This window comes from Veillonella sp. T11011-6 (genome assembly GCF_002959755.1).
Lineage (GTDB): Bacteria > Bacillota > Negativicutes > Veillonellales > Veillonellaceae > Veillonella.
The window spans coordinates 287,256-312,179 of record NZ_PPCW01000004.1 but is presented as its reverse complement, the minus strand read 5'-3'; the positions used below and the strand labels follow the sequence as shown (position 1 = coordinate 312,179).

The 24,924-nt window shown below is 41.2% G+C and carries 22 protein-coding genes and 1 other RNA gene; 16 read left to right on the top strand and 7 right to left on the bottom strand.

Features of this window, described 5'->3' with window-relative positions; translation table 11 throughout:
* The first annotated feature begins 7 nt into the window (after nt 1-7).
* The 9 genes from ffs (at nt 8) to VRHSUH10_RS06085 (ending at nt 10,162) form a co-directional block, all read left to right on the top strand.
* Nucleotides 8-107, top strand: an RNA gene (gene ffs / locus VRHSUH10_RS06125) — signal recognition particle sRNA small type.
* Between the two features lie 255 nt (nt 108-362).
* Nucleotides 363-3,131, top strand: coding sequence for a DNA polymerase III subunit gamma/tau (gene dnaX, locus VRHSUH10_RS06120; RefSeq protein ID WP_105089821.1), 2,769 nt, complete (start codon nt 363-365; stop codon nt 3,129-3,131).
* Between the two features lie 50 nt (nt 3,132-3,181).
* Nucleotides 3,182-3,511, top strand: coding sequence for a YbaB/EbfC family nucleoid-associated protein (locus VRHSUH10_RS06115; RefSeq protein WP_008602262.1), 330 nt, complete (start codon nt 3,182-3,184; stop codon nt 3,509-3,511).
* The gene (gene recR, locus VRHSUH10_RS06110; RefSeq protein ID WP_004694915.1) at nt 3,512-4,108 is read left to right on the top strand and encodes a recombination mediator RecR; all 597 of its coding nucleotides are present in this window, start codon (nt 3,512-3,514) and stop codon (nt 4,106-4,108) included.
* A gap of 1 nt (nt 4,109) precedes the next feature.
* A complete protein-coding gene (locus VRHSUH10_RS06105) occupies nt 4,110-4,361 on the top strand; it encodes a hypothetical protein (RefSeq protein ID WP_105089820.1) in 252 nt (83 codons plus the stop codon).
* A 12-nt stretch (nt 4,362-4,373) separates the two neighbouring features.
* The gene (locus VRHSUH10_RS06100) at nt 4,374-6,962 is read left to right on the top strand and encodes a 3'-5' exonuclease (RefSeq protein ID WP_105089819.1); all 2,589 of its coding nucleotides are present in this window, start codon (nt 4,374-4,376) and stop codon (nt 6,960-6,962) included.
* Nucleotides 6,962-7,966: an RluA family pseudouridine synthase gene (locus VRHSUH10_RS06095; protein ID WP_105089818.1), complete on the top strand. Its 1,005-nt coding sequence runs from the start codon at nt 6,962-6,964 to the stop codon at nt 7,964-7,966. The genes VRHSUH10_RS06100 and VRHSUH10_RS06095 overlap by 1 nt, the downstream gene beginning before the upstream one ends.
* 238 nt (nt 7,967-8,204) lie before the next feature.
* Complete coding sequence (locus tag VRHSUH10_RS06090) at nt 8,205-9,329, top strand: cation diffusion facilitator family transporter (protein ID WP_105089817.1); 1,125 nt, start codon at nt 8,205-8,207, stop codon at nt 9,327-9,329.
* A 260-nt stretch (nt 9,330-9,589) separates the two neighbouring features.
* On the top strand, nt 9,590-10,162 hold the full coding sequence (locus VRHSUH10_RS06085) for an immunity protein YezG family protein (protein ID WP_105089816.1): 573 nt from the start codon (nt 9,590-9,592) through the stop codon (nt 10,160-10,162).
* A gap of 32 nt (nt 10,163-10,194) precedes the next feature.
* Here VRHSUH10_RS06085 and VRHSUH10_RS06080 read toward each other — a convergent pair whose 3' ends face one another.
* Nucleotides 10,195-11,637: an amino acid permease gene (locus VRHSUH10_RS06080; protein ID WP_005385234.1), complete on the bottom strand. Its 1,443-nt coding sequence runs from the start codon at nt 11,635-11,637 to the stop codon at nt 10,195-10,197.
* A gap of 280 nt (nt 11,638-11,917) precedes the next feature.
* On the opposite strand from VRHSUH10_RS06080, the gene VRHSUH10_RS06075 reads away from it, so the two are divergent.
* The 4 genes from VRHSUH10_RS06075 (at nt 11,918) to VRHSUH10_RS06060 (ending at nt 15,579) form a co-directional block, all read left to right on the top strand.
* The gene (locus tag VRHSUH10_RS06075) at nt 11,918-12,430 is read left to right on the top strand and encodes a pyridoxamine 5'-phosphate oxidase family protein (RefSeq protein WP_105089815.1); all 513 of its coding nucleotides are present in this window, start codon (nt 11,918-11,920) and stop codon (nt 12,428-12,430) included.
* Between the two features lie 239 nt (nt 12,431-12,669).
* A complete protein-coding gene (locus VRHSUH10_RS06070) occupies nt 12,670-13,416 on the top strand; it encodes a hypothetical protein (RefSeq protein WP_105089814.1) in 747 nt (248 codons plus the stop codon).
* 105 nt (nt 13,417-13,521) lie between these two features.
* Nucleotides 13,522-14,187 carry a hypothetical protein gene (locus tag VRHSUH10_RS06065; protein ID WP_105089813.1) on the top strand — a complete coding sequence of 222 codons (666 nt, stop codon included), beginning with the start codon at nt 13,522-13,524 and terminating at the stop codon, nt 14,185-14,187.
* A 66-nt stretch (nt 14,188-14,253) separates the two neighbouring features.
* A complete protein-coding gene (locus tag VRHSUH10_RS06060; protein ID WP_105089812.1) occupies nt 14,254-15,579 on the top strand; it encodes a hypothetical protein in 1,326 nt (441 codons plus the stop codon).
* 156 nt (nt 15,580-15,735) lie between these two features.
* On the opposite strand, the gene VRHSUH10_RS06055 is transcribed toward VRHSUH10_RS06060, so the two are convergent.
* A complete protein-coding gene (locus VRHSUH10_RS06055; RefSeq protein ID WP_105089811.1) occupies nt 15,736-17,103 on the bottom strand; it encodes an NCS2 family permease in 1,368 nt (455 codons plus the stop codon).
* A 144-nt stretch (nt 17,104-17,247) separates the two neighbouring features.
* Between VRHSUH10_RS06055 and VRHSUH10_RS06050 the strand changes: the two genes are divergently transcribed.
* The 3 genes from VRHSUH10_RS06050 (at nt 17,248) to aroD (ending at nt 20,105) form a co-directional block, all read left to right on the top strand.
* On the top strand, nt 17,248-17,667 hold the full coding sequence (locus VRHSUH10_RS06050) for an Rrf2 family transcriptional regulator (protein WP_005385239.1): 420 nt from the start codon (nt 17,248-17,250) through the stop codon (nt 17,665-17,667).
* Nucleotides 17,668-17,760: 93 nt separating this feature from the next.
* Entirely contained in the window at nt 17,761-18,993 is a 1,233-nt protein-coding gene (locus VRHSUH10_RS06045; RefSeq protein WP_105089810.1) for an MFS transporter, read from the top strand.
* 317 nt (nt 18,994-19,310) lie between these two features.
* Nucleotides 19,311-20,105 (top strand): type I 3-dehydroquinate dehydratase, encoded by a 795-nt coding sequence (gene aroD / locus VRHSUH10_RS06040; RefSeq protein WP_105089809.1) that lies wholly within the window; start codon nt 19,311-19,313, stop codon nt 20,103-20,105.
* A gap of 24 nt (nt 20,106-20,129) precedes the next feature.
* On the opposite strand, the gene VRHSUH10_RS06035 is transcribed toward aroD, so the two are convergent.
* The 5 genes from VRHSUH10_RS06035 to aroC all read right to left on the bottom strand — a co-directional run bounded on the left by VRHSUH10_RS06035 (nt 20,130) and on the right by aroC (nt 24,897).
* Complete coding sequence (locus tag VRHSUH10_RS06035) at nt 20,130-20,420, bottom strand: type II toxin-antitoxin system RelE/ParE family toxin (protein ID WP_105089808.1); 291 nt, start codon at nt 20,418-20,420, stop codon at nt 20,130-20,132.
* Complete coding sequence (locus VRHSUH10_RS06030) at nt 20,417-21,034, bottom strand: type II toxin-antitoxin system RelB/DinJ family antitoxin (protein ID WP_105089807.1); 618 nt, start codon at nt 21,032-21,034, stop codon at nt 20,417-20,419. The genes VRHSUH10_RS06035 and VRHSUH10_RS06030 overlap by 4 nt, the downstream gene beginning before the upstream one ends.
* 283 nt (nt 21,035-21,317) lie before the next feature.
* Entirely contained in the window at nt 21,318-22,553 is a 1,236-nt protein-coding gene (locus tag VRHSUH10_RS06025; RefSeq protein WP_105089806.1) for a shikimate kinase, read from the bottom strand.
* Between the two features lie 123 nt (nt 22,554-22,676).
* A complete protein-coding gene (locus tag VRHSUH10_RS06020; protein WP_005385244.1) occupies nt 22,677-23,816 on the bottom strand; it encodes a bifunctional chorismate mutase/prephenate dehydratase in 1,140 nt (379 codons plus the stop codon).
* Nucleotides 23,803-24,897: a chorismate synthase gene (gene aroC / locus VRHSUH10_RS06015; protein ID WP_105089805.1), complete on the bottom strand. Its 1,095-nt coding sequence runs from the start codon at nt 24,895-24,897 to the stop codon at nt 23,803-23,805. Before aroC ends, VRHSUH10_RS06020 begins: the two co-directional genes overlap by 14 nt.
* Between the last annotated feature and the right edge of the window lie 27 nt (nt 24,898-24,924).

Below are 24,924 nucleotides of genomic sequence, written 5' to 3'. Positions count from 1 at the left end.
ATGGCAGTTCTCGGGCCTGTGCAATGGGGGCCTGTGAATCGTGTCAGGACTGAGAGGTAGCAGCACTAAGCGGTAACCTTCATGTGCCACGGGGAACCCGGGGGCTGTCGTGATCGAATATTGCAAGGCGGCCTATGGGGCCGCTTTTTTTATGTCTAATTTAGGATAAATGATACTTTATTTTGAACTATACGATGTTTTATTGTGAACCATATGATGAAATTTTGACTAGGCAATATCAGCATTATTTATAAGTAAATATATTACTTTCGTATTGGGGAAAGAACTTTATTAAGGAAGTCAGAATTTCCTGAATATGGTATAATAAAGTATTGTAATTTTCGGAAAAAGGGGGTGTTCCAATGGCATATATTGCGTTATATCGTAAGTACCGTCCGCAGACCTTTACCGATGTGGTTGGTCAGCATCAAGTATCGGATACGTTGATGCGCGCTATCCGCGAGGACAAGGTGGCTCATGCGTATTTGTTTGCTGGTCCGCGAGGGACTGGTAAGACGAGTATGGCCAAGATTTTTGCACGCGCTATCAACTGTGAGCATGGGCCAACGGATCATCCTTGTAACGAGTGTAGTGCTTGTAAATCGATTTTGAGCGGTCAGTCCATGGACGTTCTTGAGATCGATGCTGCATCCAATCGTGGTATCGATGAGGTCCGTGCCCTTCGTGAAAGCGTTAAATTCATGCCAGTTGAAGGGCGTAAAAAGGTATTCATCATCGACGAAGCGCACATGCTTACGACCGAAGCGTGGAATGCACTCTTAAAAACTATCGAAGAGCCACCGGCTCATGTTATGTTTATCTTCGCTACTACAGAGATTGAAAAGTTACCTGTTACCATCGTATCTCGCTGTCAGCGATACACCTTTAGACGGATTACGTCTGACGATATCGCTCAGCGCTTATCCTATGTAGCGGAACAAGAAGGCTTTGGCTTAGATCCTGCAGCGGCACAGCTTATCGCAGTTCATGCAGACGGCGGTTTGCGTGATGCGTTGAGTATATTAGACCAATGTGCCGGTATGGCTACAGGTACTATTACACCTCAAGTCGTAGAGGAATTGATTGGCCTTGTTAGCAAGGAATGGATCATTCATTTCTTAGATGCCTTACGTAATGGGGATGGCCCCAAATTACTGTCCTATATTCACGATGCGTTATCAGAAGGTCGCGATGCAACGCAGATTATGGAAGCCCTCATTCAGCACGTACGTGCCTTGCTCGTTGGCAAGGTCGCTCCTGATGCGGATGAGCTCAAGGTATATGATGCCTTTAAAGATGAGTTTTTAGCTCAAGCTGAAAGTATCGATTTTAATGAGCTTAACCAATATGTGCGCAGTGCTCAATCCATTATGAATGATGCGAAACAGGTGGATAATCCACGAACCATCATCGAAATGGGCTTGCTCGTTTTATGTGCTAAATTAGGTTCTGTTGATGAAAGCCTAGAAGATCGTGTATATGCATTAGAGTCTTCAGAACGGTCTGAACGGAATGACTTATTGAACCGCATGGCTCAATTAGAACAACGAGGTCCGGCGGCTTCTACGCCTGCTTATGGTGCCAATGCATTTGGTCCGCCTAGCGGCTATGCAAATAGCTTTGTTCCTGTAGACAATACGGCTACTGCACAGAGTACTCCTTTGAGTAGTGCTCAAAATACTACTGTTGGTACAGTGCCTCCTCCAAGTGGTGTAGGCATGACACCGCCGCCTGCGAGTGTAGGCATGACACCTCCACCGATGGGATTACCAGGTAGCACACCGCCTCCTATGAATGGAGTAGGTATGGCTCCGCCTCCAATGGGCGGCGTTGGTATGGCACCACCACCAACTACAAGTAGTGCACCAGAACGACCTGCTAGAAATCAAGCCAAAGGTCGTGGTAAAAAAGGCATTAGCACGCAAGCTATCATTAGTGATCAAATCTTGTCTGCTCAAGAGTATCGAAATATACAGTCTAATGTCATTAAATACTTGAAGGACAGTAATCGCAATATGACCTCCACCGTTATCGGTCAGGGGCAGCTTGTCTACGTGGACCAAAGTAAGGCGGTTATGGCCTTTAAAAATACATTGCACCTCAATGTAATGACCAACGAAGTAAACTTAGCAGAAGCGGCAGATGCTTTTACCTATACACTGGGCTATCCAGTACATGTAGAAATCGTAGATGCTCTTACACAAGTTTACAAAGACTATAAAAAGGCCTCTGGTAGTACGACACAGCACCAAGTAAAAGCGCCACAACGACCACCAGAACCGATGGTTGATGTACAGAAAACCTCTGGCGGTCAGCCGACGCAAATGGATTTAACAAATCCATCTGCACCACAAGGCACTAACAATGCATTAGTGGGAAATAGTTCAGCAGCGGCTAATAGCGCTCAAGGTAGTAACGCGTCACAAGCTCAACAACCTGCTGCACAGGCTGGAGGTTCAACTACTGAAAAACAAGCTAGCAAACCTGATTCTGCAGCAGTAGATGCGGCAAAGGCGGCAGCTTTGGCCTTCTTAGCGAAGAAGACGGGCGGTGCCAATGCTGCTAGCAGTAGTGTGAATACAGGTACAACAGTTGCTTCAGCAGAAGGTCAAACATCTGGCGGAGATGTGCCGATTACATCCTTTGATGGTAGTCCGTCTACTCAGGTTCCAGATGGAGAGATCCCTATCGAGTCGCTAGCAGGTTCTATTGAAGGTGATGATATTCCTGTTCATTCCTTTGATGATGTGCCTGTAGATGATATGGAGGAATCCTATGTATCATCCTTAGATGATATGCCACCACATCCGTTAGATAGTGTTACTGTTATTAGCGATGATGGGGAGGTCTTAGAACGCCCTATGGATAGCGGTGCGCATATTGAGGTAGAAGCTGTCCCAAAGTCTAATGGGGGCGAACAACAGGGAACCCCTTATCAAAGTGATGATCAGGCTGTGCTTTCACAAGCACCTATTGAAGTAGCACCCATCGATAGCGTGACGGTAGCTCGTGAATACGCATGGGATCCAGAACATATGACGGAAGAGGAGCGAAACAATCCTCTTTTGGCAGAAACATTAGAGAAATTATCTGAAGACCACGATATCATCGTCGAGGTCATCGAAGAATAAATTAATTAACATATGAGTATAGGACGCAGGTCCTAAAAGGAGGAATTACAATGTTTGGTAAAGGTATGGGCAATATGGCTGGCATGATGAAAAAAGTTCAAAAAATGCAAGCAGATATGAAGAAAATGCAAGAAGAATTAAAAACTCGTACAGTAGAGGCTTCCGTTGGTGGCGGTGCTGTAACAGTTGTAATGAACGGTGAAAAAATCATCGAGTCTTTGAAATTGAACCCAACTGCAGTTGATCCTGAAGACGTAGAAATGTTAGAAGATTTAGTAATGGCTGCTGTAAACGAAGCTAGCAAAAAGGTAGACGACCTCTTGGCTCAAGAAATGGGCAAAGTAACTGGTGGTCTTAACTTGCCAACAGGTTTATTCTAAATGACAAATGCTTTAGAACGGCTCGTAGAGCAGCTGCGCCGCTTGCCGGGTATTGGCTCCAAGTCGGCTAGACGCTTGGCCTATCATTTGGTAGAAATGCCGAAGGAAGAGGTAGACCGTCTCGTGGAAACCATCGTGGAAGCGAAGGGGGCTACGCGTCACTGTTCTATTTGCTTTAACTTATCTGCTCAAGACCCTTGCGAATTCTGTAGCAATCCAAACCGCGATCAAACGACAATCATGGTCGTTGAAACATCTCGCGATGTCATTGCTATCGAGCGCAGTGGTGACTATAAAGGCTTATATCACGTATTAGAAGGCGCCTTGTCCCCTATGGAGGGTATCGGTGCTGACGATATTCGCGTAAAAGAATTGATTGCTCGCCTTCGCGATGGTGTCGTTCAAGAGGTTATCCTCGCTACTGACCCAGACGTAGAGGGGGAAGCGACTGCTCTCTATTTGGCGCGCTTGTTAAGCCCAAGTGGCATTAAGGTAACGCGTATTGCCCGCGGTGTTCCTGTGGGTGGCGATATTGAATATGCCGATGAATTAACGTTAGGTGGTGCTGTAGTGAACCGCCAAGAAATGAAAGGATAATATGGAAGCTTTATTAGCATCAACGCCTATTTCAGCAGTTATTTCTATTGCTGTAGCCTACATCGCTTTTAAAGTAGCATTTTTCACGCTTAAAAGAGTGGTTTTAAATGCTGTAACAGGTGCTTTAACGTATTGGGTATGTGTGAATGTGCTTAATATTCCTATGGACATTGGTATGGGTACATGGGCATTGACTGCAATTTTAGGCCCTATTCCAATGATTATCGCTGCTGTATGGCACAGCGTATTATAAGAGGAGGCTATCATGCTTATCAATCGTGAACAACAACGCGTTATTGATGAAGTTGAACAGAATATCCTCTTGTTAGCGTCCGCTGGGACGGGAAAAACGAATACACTTGCTTATCGAGTGGCTCACCTCATCGAGGGCGGCTATGCGAAAGCGGAGAATATCTTGTGCATGACCTTTACGAACAAGGCGGCAAACGAGATGAAAGACCGCATTCAATCGCTCGTAGGCAGTCCTGCAAAGGCTGTGGAGGTTAGTACATTCCACAGCTTTTGCTTTTTCGTGCTTCAACAAGAGGGCAAGCGCAATGAAACCTTATATACGGACGTGACCATCTTTGACGAAGAGGATTGCAAGGAGTTGTCTGAACCGTATCGTCCAGGTAAATTGCGAGAAATGTCCTTTGCGAACATCATCGCCATGGTGAAAGAATATCGTTCCTTATACGGTTTTTATTCTGATGATCTCCTAGGCGATTATAAACGAACTATAGAGCGTTTGCAAAAGGAACAACGATCCTCAATTGAGCAACAGTTCTCTAGCTTTGGCAATGTTCTATATAGTGAACTCCATGATTTCTTGAACCATGGTCATGAATGGATTGCTCGTTATGATGAAAGCTTAGCTTCTGTACACGGTCTAGATTTTACGGATCTCATCTGTGGTGTTCATCGCTTATTCCAAGATCTTGTAGTTCGGGAGCGTTGGCGCAGTCGTTATAGCTATATTTCGGTAGACGAAATGCAAGATACAGGCGTACTAGAGTATAAGGTTCTCGAAATGCTATGGGAAGGTAATCACGTTCTTTTATGTGGTGACTATTTCCAAACCATATACGAATGGCGCGGGTCTGATCCATTTCGCTTGCTCAAGCAGTTTGATGCGGACTTCAAGCCTTTAAAAATCATTTTCTACGAAAATTACCGCTCTAATTGGACGCTCTTTACGATGGCTTTCAGAACATTACAAAATATGTTCCCTGACCTCGTAGGTTCTATTTATACTGAATTGCCACGTGCCAATAGTGAAAGAAAGGGTAAGCCCGTCCTCATTAAAGACTGTAAAAACAGTTATTTAGAGGGCCGATATATTTACGAAGCCATCTGTGCCTTGCCAAAGGATGCCAATATTGGTGTTCTTGTGCGGGATAATAAAAAGGCGCAGCGTCTGAGTGACTCCTTTGAACGCCTGAACAACGAAAAACCTGAAGAAGAACGCCGTCATTTCATGATTATCGACGAGTTCAAATTCTTTAGACGTCAAGAAATCAAGGACGTTATGGCTTACTTCAAACTGCTCATGAACCCGAACGACTCTGTCAGTGCTAAGCGTATTATTAAACGCTATGTTGCAGGTATTGGTGACGCTCGTATTGCCGCTATTGAAAGCCAAGAGACGCGTCAAGTAGGCTTAAAATTGACGGATTTTATGGATATGCCTATCTTTGAAGCGGAACCTTACGCTAAGCTTGTCAGTGGTTTAGAGAACCATGAGGTTGTAGTATACGATGTGGAAAGTACGGGCACTGATACGTCTCAAGACCGCATCATTCAAATTGCAGCCATCCGTATCGATGAAAACGGACAAGTGTTAGAGACCTTTGAACGTTTTATCAACCCCGGTGTGCCTGTGGGGCAATCCGAAGAGGTACATGGCTTCTCCGATGCGTATTTACAAGAGCACGGTGAAGACCCAGCTACGGTGCTACAAGCCTTTAAGGAGTTCTCCAAGAATGCCATTATCGTAGGTCACAATGTAAACTATGATGTGACTATCTTTACGAATGAATTGGCACGGCATAATTTAGGAAATCCTCAGTTCAAGGCGATTTATGATACCTTAGATATTTATCGTCGTTTTTACCCTAATTTGCCAAATCATAAATTGGGCTTCCTAGCATCCGAGTTCCCTATCCATCATGAGCCTACGCACAATGCGATGGACGATATCTTGGCCACTGCACAGCTTTTAATCTATGCGGTGAAAGAAAACATCGTGCCTACAACGACTGGTCGTATGGTGGCGATTAACAAATATAAAGCGGCTTTCACCAATATTGCGTCCCAAATGGCAACCTTGCGTAGAAAGGCCTATACGGAATTACCAACGAAATTATTGGCGTACATTATGAACCAAATGGGGGTTCTAGAGTACTATAAATCCCATGGGGAATCGGCGAAGGTAGAGCATATACGGGATCTATATCGCATCATGGAAAAACTAGATGCAGCCTATGAAGGGCCAGCTGGTTTGGCTCGATTAAATCAAATCTTGCAGATGGCAGCCCTTACAGCCGGTGAACCTGCTCAACAGGTACGCAACGAAGATCGCATTCCAATCATTACCATCCACCAAGCCAAAGGTAGCGAGTTTGACCACGTGTTCTTGGCAGGCCTCAACGAAGGCACCTTCCCAAGTCCCTTTGCCATTGCAGAAGGTCGTGAAGACGAAGAAAAACGATTGTTCTATGTGGCCATAACACGGCCTAAACAAGAGCTGACCATTACCTTTGAACAAACTAATATACGTGGCCGAGCTGTTCAACCAAGCTCGCTACTGAACTACATGCCACGAGACCCTGAACTCGTAGAAAGGAGATACTAATGGCCCGAAAAACACATCGTCCAGACGATATTTTGTGGACTGTCACTGCCGCAGATATAGAGGCTGCACGTAGTGAAAAAACTGAGGTTACACTTGGTGCAGTACTAGATACTCGATATCCTCGTAAGTCCTTAGTTAAGCTATTTGAGGAAAAACTAATCCACATCAACGGCCATAAGGCGACGCCAAAGGATATTATCTCCGAAGGTGATGAGATTTGGATTGCTATGGCGAAGGAAAAAATCGATTACGAACCAATTGAAATGGATCTACATATCTTATATGAAGATGATGATCTCCTCATTGTGGATAAGCCAGCTGGTGTGACAGTAAACTCTAAAGACCAAGTATCCCTTGCTAATGGGGTAGCATACTACTTCAAAGAGAATGGTATTAAGCGGAAGGTTCGTTTCTTGAACCGCTTAGATAGAGATACAACGGGGTGTATCGTAATTGCTAAAAGCGGTTTAGCCCAAAGTCTTTATCAACAGCAAATGGATGATAATACCTTTGAGAAGTGGTACATGGCTGCTGTAGAGGGTATTGTAGAGGTGGATGCTGATTCTTTAGTATTACCTATGGATCGCAGTACTGATGGTATTCATTATGAAGTCAATCCAAAGGGAAAAGAAACGCGCACAGATTATTCCGTCCTATGTAGACATCCTTCACAACCTGTGGATAACTCTGTGCATAAGTTGGTAAATTCTGTGGATATAGCTCAAGAAAATGTGGATATAGAATTACAAAATGTGGATAAACATGGTGCAAATGTGGACAAATCTGTGCATAACTCCCAAAAATGTGGATATACAGAGGTTTTAGTTCGTTTGTACACAGGGAAAACACATCAAATTCGTGTGGCTTTTAGTCATATCGGTCACCCTCTTGTAGGGGATACATTATACGGTGCACAACCAACGGGGCAGCCGTTCCAATTGCGGGCTCAGAAGGTAGTATTTACACATATGCGCACAGGGGAGCGCATTACGGTTACCGCGTAATTTGATCTGATTACATTATTGTTAACAATAGATTTGTACTATAAATTGTGAAGTCACAATACATCAAATATTCTAATTGAGAATTGAGAATTATTGATAATTCAGTAATTACAATGATTTTATAAAAACTTTTCAAAAAATATGATGACAAATGATAATCAATAAGCTATAATAAGAACATAAATAAATCGATAGGCTTCGATTTATAGCTTAGTTAAATGAATGTAAGAGGTGTAGTATGATTTTGCAAGAAAATAGTGCAGCACGTAATCGGGGGATTACGCTTGCCAGTATAAAAGGTATTATTGGTAATGTCGTTCTCGTTATCTTTAAAATGATTGTAGGTCTTGCGTCTAACTCCATCGCCATCATCCTTGATGCGGTGAACAACTTAACGGACGTATTGTCCTCTGTATTGACCATTGTTGGTACAAAATTAGCAGCCAAAGGTGCCGATAAAGAGCATCCATTTGGTCATGGTCGCATAGAATATATGACCACCATGGCGATTGCCTTCATCATCCTTGGTGCAGGTATTGGCTCTCTTAAGGAATCGATTGATAAAATTCTTCACCCTGAGGTATCTACCTTTGATATTCCAAGCCTCGTTATCATCGCCGTTGCTATTGTGGTGAAAGTTGTGATGGGCCGCTATATCAAGGCTCAAGGTGAAAAATATAAATCTGATGCGCTTGTAGCGTCTGGTATCGATGCGTTATTTGATGCGGTGATTACTTTTGCCACATTGGTATCTGCAGGCTTAGTATTCTTCTTTAACTTTGACATTCAAGGCTATGTAGGCGCAGCAATCTCTGTTTTGATTTTGAAAGCTGCTTATGACATTTTAAAAGAAATGTATAATCACTTGCTTGGTGTTCGTGCAGATGATAACTTAATCCGCGATATTAAAGAAACTATCGCACAACATCCAAATGTAGGTGGTGTATATGACTTGGTTTTGAATAGCTATGGTCCAGGAGAAACAATTGGTTCCGTCCATGTTTCCGTACCAGATACGATGACTATGGCTGATATCCATCCATTAACAAAAGGTATTGCTGTTCATCTTTATAAAAAATTTGGCATTAATATGACCGTTGGCGTGTATGCTGAAAACCAACCAAGTGTGGAAGTGCTTGAAATTAGACAAGCTCTTGACCAAGTTGTAAGCTTATATACACATGTTGTACAAGTACATGCCTTTTACGTACACGAAGAGAAGAAAGTTATCTACTATGATATAATCTTTGACTTTGACGAAGAAGATCCACATGGTACATTAGAAAAAATTAAAGCAGAAATGCAAAAACGCTGCCCTGACTATGTACAATTTGCTATTGTAGATACAGACTTTAGTAACTAATAGAATATAAATAAAGGCTTCAACCAATCATCGACGAAAATATTTCGCTAAGAAATGGTTGAAGCCTTTTCTTTTACTAGTTGATAGATTTAGCTATACTATAAGTAAGAGAGAGGGTGATTCTATGTTACGGTGGAATCAGGTAATTAAGAATACAAGTTCTACAAAGTTAGACTAACTTGAAATTTATGCACTAAGTGCATATAATATATTGTGTAAAATATAATTTGTTTAGGGAATCCTATATGAGGAGAGATAGAATGAAGAAATTTGCTCTTACAACACTAGCTGTAATGGCGGCCGTTGGTGTGTTGGCGGTTCAGCCTGCGGATGCGAAGAAGGTGCAACAAGATTCTGTAGTATCACCTATTGAAATGCCTATGAATGATGAAATTCAACAGGTTAATGGTGTATCCAAGTCCACCAATAAAGAGACACAACGTTTATCTAATAAGTTAGCAGATGCTACAAGAGTGATGATAAAGAAGAATTGGAAGACTATCTATATTAAAGCAGTGCCTACAGGAGATAAAGCGGCTGTACGTTTCTATTACACAGATAAAAATGGTCAAGTCTATAATGGCCAAGTGATTAGAAATACAGGACTATCCAAAGGCAAATATATGACTGGATCTTTACGACAAGTTGAAGCATTACAAGAATTAGTAAACCATTTGCAACAGAATGGTCAAGAGGTACCATCCTCCATTGATCTTATCATTACCCAAGGCGGATATCGTACTAAGACGATTTTCAATTATGGTGAAGACACAAGAAATCTACCAGCTTATCAACAACAATATGAACAACAAAACTTCCCTACTATGAAGTAATAAAAAGCCCGTGCTATGCACGGGCTTTTGTGTTAGATGATGTAATCGTCAGAATCATCTTTTTTAGGTTTTTTGTAAATTTCTTTTACACCAGCCATTTCGATAAGTTCTTCGCTAAGAGCATCTTCATCGTCCGTATTAAGCATGGAGTAGAAGGCCCAGAGGATAACGAACCAAATCGGTGTGAACAAGAGGGCAATTCGAGTGTCTTCGTTTAAGGCAAGAATACCTAGAATGAAGACAAAGAATGCAAGGATGATATAGTTCATCACAGGGAATAGAGGCATTTTGAATTTAGATTGTGCCGCTAATTCAGGATTTTTCTTGCGATATTTGAGGTGACAAATAACCATCATGGCCCAAATAAAGATGAAGCAGAATGTAGAGATAGAAGTAATCATAACGAATACTGCTTCTGGCATTACATAGTTGAGTACAACCGTAATCAATAGTACAGCAGCAGAGAAAATCGTTGCTTGATATGGTACGCTACTGTGGGTTAAGCGACGCATAGAGCTTGGTGCATGACCGCGTTTAGCGAGGGCATAAATCATACGGCCTGTACTAAAGATACCAGAGTTTGTAGCAGAGGCAGCAGATGTAAGAACTACAAAGTTTACGATACCTGCAGCGGCTGCAATACCAACTGCTGTAAATACAGCCACAAATGGGCTAGCAGAAGGGTTAACGGCTGTCCAAGGGTAAATACTCATGATGATGGCCAAAGAGCCCACATAGAACAAAATAATGCGTAATGGGATGTTGTTGATTGCCATAGGAATAACCTTTTCAGGATCTTCTGTTTCACCAGCTGTCAAACCTACGAGCTCGATACCTGTGAAAGCGAAAACAACCATTTGGAATGATAAGATAAAGCCCATCGTTCCGTTCGGGAACCAGCCCCCATAATTCCACATATTACTAAAGGCGGCAACGCCCGCATCTGTAGTAAAGCCTGTAACAATCATGATGATACCGATGATGATGAGGGAAATAATGGCGATTACCTTAATCAAGGCAAACCAGAACTCCATTTCACCGAAGTATTTTACAGCTGTTAGGTTCATCAATAGCAATGCGACCAAGACGACAAGGGCCGGTATCCATTGAGGCAGCCATGGTATCCAGAACTGCATATAGAGGCCTACGGCTGTTAAATCGGCCATGGCTAGTGAAAGCCAACAGAACCAGTATGTCCATCCTGTGATAAAGGCTGCTCGATCACCTAAATACTCTTCTACGAAATCGATAAATGAGTGGTGGTTCAAGTTAGACAATAATAATTCGCCTAATGCTCTCATGATAAAGAAGCATATAATACCTGTAATTAGGTAAGCAAAAATGATGGATGGACCTGCCAAGTGAATGGCGCGGCCGGAACCTAAGAATAAGCCTGTACCGATGGCACCGCCAATGGCGAGCAACTGTACGTGCCGGTTCTTAAGGCCCCGTTTTAACTGATGCGTATCAGACATAGTAAAGACCTCTTTTCTACAAACTATCTACAAATATAAAAAGCCATGGATGACCATAGCTTTTATAATCTATAGAATCTATAAAACTATTTTCTTATAATACAGTATCTATTGTAAAAAGTCAAATGTATTTATACAGTAGACATATACTAGAAATAGTATTATTAATATACGAATAAAAGAGTGCTTATTCATGCAAAAAGCATTCTATCATACAAGGTATAAAAAGTTTGCTATAATGATACGTAGATTATCTTATACGTAAACTCGTGGAGGCTATATGAGACGACAAGATCGTAAGGTTACAGATATAGATGAAATTAAAAGTATTTTAAATAGTACTCGTATCATTCACCTAGGTATGATGGATGGTGATTACCCTTACGTAGTACCCCTACATTTTGGATACGAATTTATAGATGAGGTGCTTTATATCTATGTACATGGGCATCATGAGGGTAAGAAGTTTGACTTGATTAAAGCAAATCCGCATGTATTTATCGAAATTGATGGCAGTGATGAGGTTCTTGTTTCAGGTGGAGATATTCCTTGTAAATATAGTTCAGTTTATTCCAGTGTCATGGGACGAGGATTGGCGACTTATTTAGAGAGCATTGATGAAAAGACTCATGGATTACAAGTTTTGATGGACCATCAAACAAATCGTGAATTTGCTTTTAGGGAAGCTATGGTAAACTCTGTGGGCGTAGTTCAAATTAAAGTGGTGGACTATACTGCAAAACGACGAAGACAACTTGAACAAGATATTATTATGCCTCCATTAACTAAATAATGATACAACATCCTATTGAGTTCTTTTAAGATATAGCGCTCAGTAGGATGTTTTTTATATATCAAACTCGTAAGCCCTAGAGATAGTATTAGTTGATGACTATACTTTCACAAAAGGAAAGATAAAAGTTTTGTGAAGTAGCTAGGGCAACAGAATCGGTGGCTTGATTCTGATATAAATAAGAAAATATATCATTATATGTGTGAAGTATATTATAAATTTTTATAATAGGAGAGAGTATGAGCAAAACAATATATAAGTCCATTTTAGCTGTTATAGCAACGGGTCTATTATCTGTAAGCTATGTATCAGCAGAGACTGTTGATCAGTCTGTATCTACTAATAATTCTGAGGCCCTATCTAATTCTAAAAATGTTACACCAAACATGGCTAATGCTTCTGTAATTATTCAACTACCAAGAACGCAATTAGTAGGTTGGCCTTTGATGACTCAAGACAGTGCTCGTAACTTTAAGGGCGTAGTAGAGGCTACTCAGAAATTACCGTATGAGGCTGAGGTACCTAGTTATATACCTTATGGATATCAGCTGTATACAGCGCGTCACGATCGAAATGATGTACTAGAGGTTGTATATTACAAAAGAAATGCACCTATCTATCAGGATGGGAGAAAATTCATTACTAATGCTATGGCCTATCGAATGGGATACTCATTGGATACCGTAAGAGATACAGCGTATATTCCTGCAGAGTATAAGGACTATGAATGGTCTGAACAAGGTGAATCTGGCAAGGTGTATTACACAGGTAATCCAGGAAAACAATTGATTCGTAGCATTACGTGGACGGAAGGTGGAATGGCATATTCCTTATTCTTCTTAGAACCTGTGAAAGCAGCTGATGCAGAATTCTATAAGGAACATATCGTGCCTGTTAAAACTATAGATAGCTCACGTTATGAACTATTAGGAAACTATCCGATTACGAAGACTTTTACTAAAACAAAAGAACGAATAATTCCTTAGGAGATAAACGGGATGTAATACAAGCTGTATGTAATACACACCGTATCTAGAACAATATATTGTGTAATAGCGGTGAAATATGTAATCGCTTAACGAGGAAAGAAGATGAATAAAACTATATATAAGTCCATCTTAGCTACTATAGCTGTTGGGTTACTATCTGTAGGAAGTGTAACAGCAGATACTGTAGACACTGCTATATCTGCAGATAATTCTGTATCCACTAAAACACTTAAGCTAGGACATAATTTTAAAAATGTCGAGCCTAGAATGGATGGTTTACAGTGGCGCTTTCATGATTGGCCTATAGAGAATACACAAAAGGCTCATACATTTAAGGGAAACCTAAAAGAGGCAGCGAAGAAGCTTCCATATGAGGTTAAGGCCCCTAGTTATATCCCTTATGGCTATGAAATTTATACAGTACGTCAAGAAAAAAATGATGTATTAGAGGTTGTATATTTTATAAAAAATTCCCAAACATATCGAGTTGGGAAGAGAAACTCTGGTAGTATTTTCGTTTATAGAATGGGCTATTCCGTGAACGATGTAAAAGATGTACCGTATGTTCCCGGTGAGTATAAGGATTTTGAATGGTCTGACCAAGGCGAATCTGGTGAAGTCTTTTACACCGGTGATCCAGCAGCACAACTAATCCGTAGCATTACGTGGACAAAGGACGGTATGGCGTACTCCTTATTGTTCTTAGAATCTGTGAAAGCAGTTGATGCTGAATTCTATAAGGAGCATGTGGAGCCTGTGAAAATATAGATGCTCACGTAGCAAATTATTTGGAACAAAGCGGTAACGTATGTAACCGCTCAAAGAGGAGAGAATATGAAGAAAATATTAACATCTGCTGTGTTATGTGCCGCTATGGCTACGGCAGTAAGCACCTTTGGCGTACAGCCAGTTAATGCTACATACCCGTTAATAGATAAAAATGGGAACACTGTTCCTGTTGAACGAGATGTAGATAATAAAAAGCTTATCGATGATAATGAAAAACTCGCTGATCGCTATCGCTGGTATGATCAAGTTGGTGATAATGATTTAGTCGAACCTAATATAGAGAGTGTTGCGCAGGAATTTGGCTATCCTATACAAGTTCCGTCTTATATGCCTAAAGACTATGCAGTACGCGATGTAACGGCCAAGGACCATGATGTATTAGAAATCGTTTATACAGAAACAGGCCATGATGGTGAATATGGTCCGAAATTAACCTTCTCTAATACAGATATTGTATATCGCATGGGTTGGGCTATCGATACAGTAGTAAAGCCTATATTAGAAAAGACAAATTACAATGCTAAGGATGCAGTTACATTTACTACGCCTAATGGAATCTCTGTACATATCTTAGGCCCTAGCAAAGATGCTATTCAAATCGCCTACTGGGAAAAAGATAATAAAGTGCATATGCTCTACTTTGCTTCTTTAAGAAACCAAAACTATGTCAACAAAATTGTAGACTCTGTAGGCCCGCTCACTAACGTAGCCGCTGATGATACTCGATTACGTGGTGTCCGCAATGATGAGCAACATGTTGAAGAAAACGATGCAAAAAAGGTTAAACAAAATGACGAGCCTGAATGGCCTCCTTATGAATCGATTGGGCTGCCATTACGTACACATACAAATTTTGTGTGGCCTATACTTACCAGCAAAACTATTGGTCTACCTAGCGGTGTAATCGATGCATCTCATAAGATGTCCTATGACGTATCTGTACCAAGTTACTTGCCTCTTGGCTATACATACTATGCTACGCATTATTATGATAATGATGTATTAGAAACAGTATATTGGAAGCAAGGTCAAGAGTATCAAGAGCGCAGTGGCCGTTGGGTAACTCATACGATGGTCTTCCGCATGAGTTACTCTATGGATACTGTATGGCCAGAAGAATATATTCCAACCGAGTACCATGACGTACAGTGGACTGACTCTACGCCATTAGGTGATGTTGACTATACAGGGGATATAGATAAGGGCTTAGTACGCAGTGTTACGTGGTACAAGGATAATATGGCGTATTTCTTGTTCTTCCAAGTGCCTGTGAAAGCATCTGAAGCAGACTTTTATAGAGATCATGTAGTTCCGTTAAAGGATATCGATCCAAGTCGTACAGATTTAATCGGTGTAAAAACAATTCGTTAGTACTGAATTGTAATAAGATTTTAGAGCATGATTTACCGATGATATACGGTATTAGTGTTTAGTATAAAACTGTACATAAAAAAGTACATAATAAAAAGAACCTATCTCCTAGATATTTTACTAATATCTTTAGAGATAGGTTCTTTTAGGTATTAATTAGAAGAATACGTAGCGGATGATAACGAGTACCGCCAATACGTACATAATCCAGTTAACTTCTTTTGCACGGCCTGCAATGATTTTGAGTAGAGGATATGCAATAAGACCTGCAGAGATACCATTAGCGATGCTGTATGTGAACGGCATCAAAACGATAACGAGGAATGCAGGGAAGCCTTCTGTCCAATCATCGAAGTCGATATTGCGAATAGCACCTAACATGAGGGCACCGACAATGATAAGAACAGGAGATGTGGCTGCATTTGGTACCAAGGATACGATTGGAGCCAAGAACAAGCAGATTAAGAATAATACGCCTGTTGTGACAGCCGTTAAGCCTGTACGGCCACCAGCACCTACACCTGCTGCACTTTCAACAAAGGCAGTAATCGTAGAAGTACCGAGCAATGCACCAGCACTAACGCCGATAGCATCGACAGTCATGGCTTTACCAAGACCTGGGAATTTACCAGATTTAGGATCTGCAATTTTCGCCTCTGTAGCAGTACCAATCAAAGTACCCATGGAGTCGAACAATTCTACGAAGGTGAAGGAGAAGATAATCGTGATTAAGCCCATGTGGAGCGCACTAGGAATATCTAATTGAAGGAATGCTGCTTTAGAGAAATCAGGCACTGCCAATACAGTGAAGTTCTCAGGCATTGTGGAGAGGCCAGTAGCATAGGAAAGAATTGTTGTTACTGCCACACCAATCAAGAGAGAACCTTGAATTTTACGAGCCATTAATAGAGCCGTAAAGATGAGGGAGAATAGGGCCAACAATGTTTCGCCACTGTGCAAATTACCGAGCGTCAAGAGCGCTTCGGATGCTGGAGGTACTAAATTACCATGTGTTTGCACAACTTGGCCTAAGGAGTTTGGAGACAAACTAATAGAAATTGCCATCAAGCCGGATAATTTCAAGCCGATGATAGCGATGAAGAGGCCAATACCAACAGTAATGGCAACCTTCATAGAGGCTGGGATGCCTTCAACGATCATTTGGCGTATCGACGTAAGTGTTAATACGAGGAATACGAGACCGGAGATAAATACAGCACCCAAAGCTGTTTGCCATGTTACGCCCATACCGAGAACTACGGTAAAGGAGTAAAAGGCTAAGAGGCCAACCCCTGGAGCGAGGGCAATTGGATAGTTTACAAATAAACCCATAGCAATCGTTACAAGGCCACCACCTAAGGCTGTAGCGATGAGGACTGCGTCTTTATCCATCCCTGCAAGACTAAGAATGTTAGGCGCTAAGAATAGGATGTACGCCATCGTGATAAACGTAGTAATACCTGCTAAAATTTCAGTTTTAACAGTGGTACCACGCTCACTGAGTTGAAATAGTTTATCTAACATTAGATAACATCCTCCTATATGAAATTAAAAAATACCCAAATAAAAATATTTCGATATATGTATAGTGTATCATATTTCCCACCATTTTTTGTATGAATTTGTGATATACTATAAATATATTATGAATGATTTAGAGGTTAACTTATGAAAATATCTACTAAAGGGCGTTATGCTCTACGGATATTGGCTGATATTGCAGAGCACGGGGTAGAAAAAAATGTACCAATTCGTGAAATTGCTGAACGCCAAGGATTTTCCGATAAATACTTAGAGGGGATTGTATCTCGCTTATCCTCCGCTGGCCTCGTTAAAAGTGGCCGTGGTAAATACGGTGGATATCGCTTGGTGAAATCGCCTGCTGAATACAATGTATATGAAATTTTATATGCTGCAGAGGACTCCATTGCTCTCGTATCTTGTTTAGAAGATGATGTTGAGCCATGTCCTATGTTTAATGATTGCTTGACTGCTCCATTGTGGCAGTATTTGCAAGATGAATTCCGTCACGTTATGGAACGCGTATCCTTACAGGATGTAATGGATCACAAATTTCCAACGGAATAAATGAGAGAGTCGCGTTTTATATGCGGCTCTTATTTATATAGAATGTAAAAGTATATTGCTATATATACTTTTATATATGAAGGGAGGCAACGAATGAGCACAACTGCATATGATGCTCGTGGTGGTATGCGCAATGTATGGATTATTACAGCTGCCATGACGGTATTGGCCGTATGTTACACCATGATCATTCCGTTTTTGCCTATCTATCTTTTAGAGTTAGGTGTGCCAAAGGCTGATGTAGCTCTTTGGTCAGGCCTCGTTTTCGGTATTACCTTCCTCATCGCCGGCATTATGGCTCCTATATGGGGGAAGATTGCGGATAATAAAGGTAAAAAACGGATGGCTTTGCGCGCCGGCTTTGCCATTGCCATCTGTTATGTATTAATAGGTTTAGTTACAGACCAATATCAACTACTCATGGGGCGTGCGCTCGTTGGTTTTGCCAATGGGTTCTATCCAGCGGCGATGACCATGGTATCCCTCAGTGTTGATGAGAAACAGGTTGGTAGGGCTTTAGGCATCTTCCAAACGGGGCTTATCTTGGGTAATGTCATCGGTCCATTTTTAGGTGGCGCCGTTGAAAGTGTGGTAGGCATGCGCCCTGTGTTTTATGTATCTGGTATCGCTGTATTTATTGCGACTTTGGCCGTATTGTTCTTTGTGAAAGAACCAAAATTACATGCTAAAGGTGCTGATGGAAAGGAACAGCCGGCTGAACCTACTAAATCTACATCCTTACGTGAAGACTTTAAAGCTGTTCAACAACAGCCAGTATTAGTACGATTACTTTGGATTTTCTTCTTCATGCAATGTGCTATCATGATGTTGCAACCTATCTTGGCTCTTTATGTAGGAGATATGCAAGGTACCATGGAAGGGGCGGCTATGATCTCTGGTACAATCCTTAGTATCGGCGGCTTAGCAGGATCTTTAACGACTAACCTATGGGTTCGTCTTGGCGAACGTCGTGGTTATTTTAAGACCATATCCTACTGCATGATGGGGAGTGGCATCGTCCTTCTACTTCAAAGTTTGCCAGTAGGCATTTGGTGGTTTGGCGTATTACAAGTCTTAATTGGGTCATGTATTGTAGGTATTAATCCATCCTTAAGTGCAGCGGTAACACTTAATACAGATCCAAGCTTTAGAGGTCGCATGTTTGGTATGACAACAACAGCCCAACAATTTGGGTCTATGGTTGGCCCTGTATTTGCCAGTATTGTATCCACTTATATAGGTATATCCTATGTATTTAGTATTACAGGCCTGTTATTGTTATATATGGCATTCCAATCTAGAAAACTATCTGCCAAGCACGAATAATACCATAAAAGAAAGCTCCACACGATTATGTGTGGAGTTTTTATTGTTTGGACAGATTATTTAGATAGATTAGATATACTCATCAGGATTGAATAATATGACCAATTTTAATAAGACCGTGAAAATAGGATATAACAAAAAATTATGTTAATCGTTAATCTAAGAATACGGTTTTAGTGCATAATAACTGGCTTTCATACGGTTTTTGTGAATAGCAATCCAATATAGCCGGATTGATTGCTTTTACCAAAATATTGGTATATAGTTAGTTTAAGGTAAGTCATTTGTCTCACCCTGTGGGACGGAAAGGAGTTATTATGGTCCGTATCGGTCATACTGTACTCGGTGAAAAGGGTACAAAGATATGTGTGCCTATTGTGGGTACAACAATGAAAGAAATTTTAGATGCCACTGCGGTTGCATGTAATACACCATGTCATGTAGTGGAGCTACGCATTGACTATTACGAGCGGGCCCACTCCATTGACGCTATTATTGAACTGTTAATGCTCATCAAGCCTCAATTAAAAGGTCGTGCTTTGTTATTTACATGGCGTACAAAGGGTGAAGGTGGGGAGAAATCTATTTCCTCACAAGACTACTTCACAATGTTAGAGCGTATTATTCCTACAGGTTTAGTAGATGCTATCGACATTGAACTATTCTTTGATCAAGATAGAATGCTCAAAACCATTGAGTTTGCCAAGGTACATGGTATTACGATCATTATGAGTAACCATGATTTTAATGGCACCCCAAGTCATGAGGTTATTGTAAATCGCCTCATCCAAATGAAAGAATTCTTAGCAGACGTGCCAAAGATGGCGGTCATGCCGCATACAACGGGCGATGTTCTTACGCTCCTCGAAGCGACGGCTGAAGTAAAGGCCTTATATCCATCAGATCCAATTATTACGATGGCCATGGGTCCACTAGGGGCTGTGACACGCGCTGCCGGCGCTCTATTCGGCAATGCTATGACCTTTGCCTCTGCAGGCAAAGCATCTGCACCAGGCCAAATCGATGTACATGAACTAAAACGAATTCTTGACACCATCGACGTAGATGGCGTATTCGACGAACAACAACATAAACGCGTAAAAGTACATTGAAAAAGTCGGCGAGAGCCGACTTTTTTATATGTTCATACCTTGTGCTAGTATTTTATTAATTATTACAGTTTTATTTTTTATAGAGTATAAGATAATATAATGTTTTGTGACCATTTTTCGTAAATTTTTCTTATTATATTTTCCGTGATATAAAGGATACCTTTCAGGAAAAATATCAAGGGAGAATGCATTATCAATGATTTCTGACTGATGTTGAAGAATAAGGTTTAAATCTTCTGTTTTTTCCTTTAAAGATAATAGTATATTTCGTAGGTCTTTCTTAGCGATTTTAGATAGTACAATCTTATGTATCATAAGAGAAGACCCTCTTTCTTTAATTCAGAAATAACATCTTCTAAAGGCGTTAGATTACCTTGTTCTATATCTATATATGACAAGTCCAGTAGTTGGTCGATTTCTTCGTCAGTAAGAAAGTCTGCATTCATAGAGTCACAAGCAAAAGGCTTGTTTACTGACTTAGGAATTGCTTTTGAAAATTGTATTTGTTTAGATACAAGTGTAATAGTTTGTGATATAGTTAATCCCATTTCTTTTAAGATAGCTGTTGTTAGTGTCTTAACTTTAGGGTTTATCCGGATATTGAGAATGCCTGTTTTATCAATTTTGTCAAAGGATATTTCTATTTCATTTGCTGTTGATTCTGCGTATGTATTTATAGTATCTGAGGCCTTTAATGTAGTTTTTGGTTGTTCATATGTGCCATTTTTATTGAGTGTGCTTGGTGTAGGCGTATCTTCTGGAGTTGTTGTTGGTAAAGCAATGGCAAATGGGATACGGCGTTCTTTGATGATTTGACGAAATAGTGCATCTAGCATAGATGTATAGGATAGGCCCTGTGCCTTTAATATGCTAGATACTTCTTGCTTTAGATCTTCGTTGATGCGGACTTGTAGGTTTACGGTTTTCATGGTATTCTCCTAGTATTTTTTGATTGTGACTGAAATGTTTTGCTTATATTGTTAATTGTATATTCAAAGGTATTTAAGTAATCAACCCTATTTTGTAATTACATTGTAATTGCAAATGTAATTTTCTACAAATACATATAATACATAGAACATAGAAAAAAGCAGTAGTTATCTTAGGGATAACTACTGCTTTTCAGTTTATATCATTGATGTCATGATATGAGTTTTAGTTTTATCTAGAAAGACCGATGTAAAGCATTCTAAAAATACGCTATACAAGCTCTTACAATAAGTTTGCTTCGAAGTCTTCTAGGATAGCCGCTACTGTTTCTGGTGCATTGCGGTTATGTTCTACGATGCATTGAGCAAAGCTTTCATACATTGGTGTACGAATTTCTTCGAGCTCGCGTAAACGGTCTAGACCTCCACTAGAGAGTACGCGGCCGGTGGTAGATAGGTTTTCTACTGGTTGCGTTAATTGGTAGATACGACCATTTTGTCGTAGGTGCGCGAAGTTTTTAGGCACTGTTACACAGCCACCACCAGTGGAGATCACAAGGCCAGTTTGAGTGCCGAGTTTGGCAATCATTTCTGCTTCTTTTTCGCGGAACGCTGGTTCCCCTTGTTCCGTAATATAGGTAGAAATGTCACCGATTTCTTTTTCTAGTTCTTGATCCACATCAATGCAAGTACGGCCCATTTTTTCGCCAAGGGCTTTACCAACTGTTGTTTTACCTACACCAGGCATGCCAATGAGGATGATATTCTCCTTTTCACGTCGCATATCGCGCAAGATTTGCTCGATTTCTTTCGTGCCAAAGCTTTGGCCTTGGAAATGGTTAGCCGCCTCAACGCCTTGAGCTACAAGGAATGGCAAGCCATCACAATGAGGAATTTCCATCATTTCTGCTTGTAATAGTAAAATCGTGCGGCGTGGATTGTAGATGAGGTCTACAACACCTTCCAATTTAGAAAACTGCGTAATATCGATGAGATTGGCTGGATTATGAGGGTACATGCCGATAGGGGTGCAGTTAATAATAATCTGCGCTGTTTCATAATAGTTTGGCGCATCACCATAGAATGGAGCCGTTTTGCGAGATAAATGGACGATATTTTTAGCGCCTAAATCTTCGAGGGCTACGTGAACGGTAGCAGAGGACGCACCATCACCAAGAATGATACATTCCTTGCCAGCTACATCGATGCCTGCATGTTGTAGGGTAAACACAAAACCATCATAGTCTGTATTATAGCCGTGCCATTTGCCATCCTTGCGAACCATTGTATTTACACAACCGATACGTTCAGCACGAGGATCCACCACATCACAAGCTTCAAGGGCATTTACCTTGTAAGGAATGGTAATGTTAATACCTTGTAATTCTGGATCAGCGAAGAACTCTTGTAATTGGCTTGGTTCGCGCTCAAATAATTCATAATTTGTATTCCCTAATGCACTATGAATGCGAGGGGAGAAGCTATGGCCCAACGTACGGCCAAGTAAACCAAATTTCATAGGACCTCCTAGGTCAATATACATAGAATGGCTAATAGGCTGGTACCTATTAGCCATTGGAATTTTATAACTATATTCATTGTACTATATATGCCCTTATAGGCACTAGTACGGATGAATATATTAGTTTTCTGGATAATTACCGAGCAAGCGGAACTTATCTTGGGATGTATGAAGCTCTGCTAGAACGGATAATACCTTCGGATCCGCTAAAGATGCCTCTAAATCGAGGTAGAACAAGAACTCAAAGTTATGGCCTACGATAGGGCGAGACTCGAGTTTTGTAAGGTTGACACCGATGTTAGCAAATTTGGTAAGCAATGTACCAAGACCACCTGGAGCGTGACTTGCTGTGGTTACTACAGAGATTTTGTTAGCCCCTGGATACACATGGAAGTCCTTGCTAATGCAGATAAAGCGGGTATAGTTGTTATCGCTGTTTTGGATGTTGCGCATCAATGGAGACAAGTTGTACAAGTCTGCACATTGAGGTGCTGCGATAGCGGCTACACCAGGATCATCACTAGCTGCTACTAGCTGTGCAGCACGTGCTGTATTATCAAAGGAGCGCAATTCGACACCTTCTAATTTTTCTAGGAAGTGGCTACATTGGCCCAATGCTTGTGGGTGAGAGATGATAGTATGAATATCCTCTAGTTTTGTACCTTTTTTTACGAGTAGGTCGTGAGAAATCCATAGGCGTGTACCGCGTACGATATAGCACTTGCGATCTTCTAGAAGGTCGTATACCTCTTTTACAGAGCCATTAGAGCTATTTTCGATAGGTAATACACCAAATTGACATTCGCCAGACTCAACGGCGTCGAATACGGCGCGGAATCCTGTTACGTAGTGAATTTGGCTAAGTGGTAATAATTTATCGCATGCCACTTGTGCATTGCTACCGAATACGCCAGCACAAGCTACGCTGCCTCGTTGAGGCGGCAAGGTAGGGGATTGCTCAATGGCTTTTTTCATTTTTACAGTGAACTCATTATCTTGGAATAATTGTTCAGACTGGTACGTACGGCTCAAGCTAAATAATGCTTCGAAGAAACGACGCGCATATAAATCGAGGTCAGGACCTGCATCCCTTGTGACTTTGTCGAGAATATCGCGCTCCCGTTTAGCATCGTAAATGGCCTTATTCATCTCTTTTTTCGCCGCTGCTACGTCTTTGGAGAGTTCCATGCGCTCTTTGAATAATTCGAGCATTTGATCGTTTATGTCGTTAATTTTAACGCGTACTTCATCTAAGTTCATGGTCAATATCTCCTAAGAAATCAAGAATAACGAGGGCTGTTACAGCTTCGATAACAGGTACTGCACGAAGCGCTACACATGGGTCATGACGACCTTGAATGGTGAGCAATGTGTCCTCTTTTCGTGAAAGTGATACAGAATGTTGTTCTTTATAAATGGATGGTGTTGGCTTGATGCCTACTTGCATAACGAGCGGCAAACCATTGGTAATACCGCCTTGGATACCACCGCTATTATTGGTAGATGTTGTAATCTTGTCACCGTCCATGATGAAAGCATCATTTACTTCGGAACCAAGCTTAGTACACATGTCGAAACCGCCGCCGAAGGATACGCCCTTAATAGCAGGTACACCAAAGATAACGCGAGCCAAACGGTTTTCGATGCCGTCAAAGTTTGGATTGCCAAGGCCAATTGGTAGGCCTGTAGCAACGACTTCAACGATACCACCGGTAGAGTCGCCATCTTTTTTGAGCTTCATGACCAAGTTTTCTACTTCAGTACGTTTTTCTGGATCAACCATAGCAATCGGCTCTGTAGCGATGCTAGCTAATGCTTTCATATCTGGATGAACCATATTGATAGGAGCATCTTGGATCGTTCCCACTTGTTTTAAATGGCCGTGGATTTCGATACCTTTTTCGCGTAATAGTTGAAGGGCAATGCCACCAGCTACGCAAAGTGGTGCTGTAAGGCGAGCTGAGAAATGGCCACCTCCGCGCATATCTACCTTATCACCGTAGCGCATGCGAGCCGTGAAGTCCGCATGAGATGGGCGAGGGATATCGCGCAAGTTATTGTAATCGCTAGAATGCTGCGATGTGTTGCGGATCATAAATGCCAATGGAGAACCACTGAGCATACCGTCTACGATACCTGCTAAGAACTCCGGTACATCGGCTTCCTTACGTTGCGTTGTTAATTGATTTTGCCCTGGCGCACGGCGCTTTAAAAAGGCTTTTAATTCATCGATATCGATGGTATGTCCACAAGGTAGACCCTCTACAATACCGCCGATGGCATACCCGTGAGAGGCGCCAAAGGTAGATACTTGTATGGTTTTACCGAAATTAGATGCCATTATATTAACTCCTACTATATAGTACGT

What these genes read in the sequence shown, in the direction of transcription:
- dnaX (WP_105089821.1), top strand. Translation starts at nt 363, where the DNA reads ATGGCATATATTGCGTTATATCGTAAGTACCGTCCGCAGACCTTTACC.
- VRHSUH10_RS06115 (WP_008602262.1), top strand. Translation starts at nt 3,182, where the DNA reads ATGTTTGGTAAAGGTATGGGCAATATGGCTGGCATGATGAAAAAAGTT.
- recR (WP_004694915.1), top strand. Translation starts at nt 3,512, where the DNA reads ATGACAAATGCTTTAGAACGGCTCGTAGAGCAGCTGCGCCGCTTGCCG.
- VRHSUH10_RS06105 (WP_105089820.1), top strand. Translation starts at nt 4,110, where the DNA reads ATGGAAGCTTTATTAGCATCAACGCCTATTTCAGCAGTTATTTCTATT.
- VRHSUH10_RS06100 (WP_105089819.1), top strand. Translation starts at nt 4,374, where the DNA reads ATGCTTATCAATCGTGAACAACAACGCGTTATTGATGAAGTTGAACAG.
- VRHSUH10_RS06095 (WP_105089818.1), top strand. Translation starts at nt 6,962, where the DNA reads ATGGCCCGAAAAACACATCGTCCAGACGATATTTTGTGGACTGTCACT.
- VRHSUH10_RS06090 (WP_105089817.1), top strand. Translation starts at nt 8,205, where the DNA reads ATGATTTTGCAAGAAAATAGTGCAGCACGTAATCGGGGGATTACGCTT.
- VRHSUH10_RS06085 (WP_105089816.1), top strand. Translation starts at nt 9,590, where the DNA reads ATGAAGAAATTTGCTCTTACAACACTAGCTGTAATGGCGGCCGTTGGT.
- VRHSUH10_RS06080 (WP_005385234.1), bottom strand. Translation starts at nt 11,637, where the DNA reads ATGTCTGATACGCATCAGTTAAAACGGGGCCTTAAGAACCGGCACGTA.
- VRHSUH10_RS06075 (WP_105089815.1), top strand. Translation starts at nt 11,918, where the DNA reads ATGAGACGACAAGATCGTAAGGTTACAGATATAGATGAAATTAAAAGT.
- VRHSUH10_RS06070 (WP_105089814.1), top strand. Translation starts at nt 12,670, where the DNA reads ATGAGCAAAACAATATATAAGTCCATTTTAGCTGTTATAGCAACGGGT.
- VRHSUH10_RS06065 (WP_105089813.1), top strand. Translation starts at nt 13,522, where the DNA reads ATGAATAAAACTATATATAAGTCCATCTTAGCTACTATAGCTGTTGGG.
- VRHSUH10_RS06060 (WP_105089812.1), top strand. Translation starts at nt 14,254, where the DNA reads ATGAAGAAAATATTAACATCTGCTGTGTTATGTGCCGCTATGGCTACG.
- VRHSUH10_RS06055 (WP_105089811.1), bottom strand. Translation starts at nt 17,103, where the DNA reads ATGTTAGATAAACTATTTCAACTCAGTGAGCGTGGTACCACTGTTAAA.
- VRHSUH10_RS06050 (WP_005385239.1), top strand. Translation starts at nt 17,248, where the DNA reads ATGAAAATATCTACTAAAGGGCGTTATGCTCTACGGATATTGGCTGAT.
- VRHSUH10_RS06045 (WP_105089810.1), top strand. Translation starts at nt 17,761, where the DNA reads ATGAGCACAACTGCATATGATGCTCGTGGTGGTATGCGCAATGTATGG.
- aroD (WP_105089809.1), top strand. Translation starts at nt 19,311, where the DNA reads ATGGTCCGTATCGGTCATACTGTACTCGGTGAAAAGGGTACAAAGATA.
- VRHSUH10_RS06035 (WP_105089808.1), bottom strand. Translation starts at nt 20,420, where the DNA reads ATGATACATAAGATTGTACTATCTAAAATCGCTAAGAAAGACCTACGA.
- VRHSUH10_RS06030 (WP_105089807.1), bottom strand. Translation starts at nt 21,034, where the DNA reads ATGAAAACCGTAAACCTACAAGTCCGCATCAACGAAGATCTAAAGCAA.
- VRHSUH10_RS06025 (WP_105089806.1), bottom strand. Translation starts at nt 22,553, where the DNA reads ATGAAATTTGGTTTACTTGGCCGTACGTTGGGCCATAGCTTCTCCCCT.
- VRHSUH10_RS06020 (WP_005385244.1), bottom strand. Translation starts at nt 23,816, where the DNA reads ATGAACTTAGATGAAGTACGCGTTAAAATTAACGACATAAACGATCAA.
- aroC (WP_105089805.1), bottom strand. Translation starts at nt 24,897, where the DNA reads ATGGCATCTAATTTCGGTAAAACCATACAAGTATCTACCTTTGGCGCC.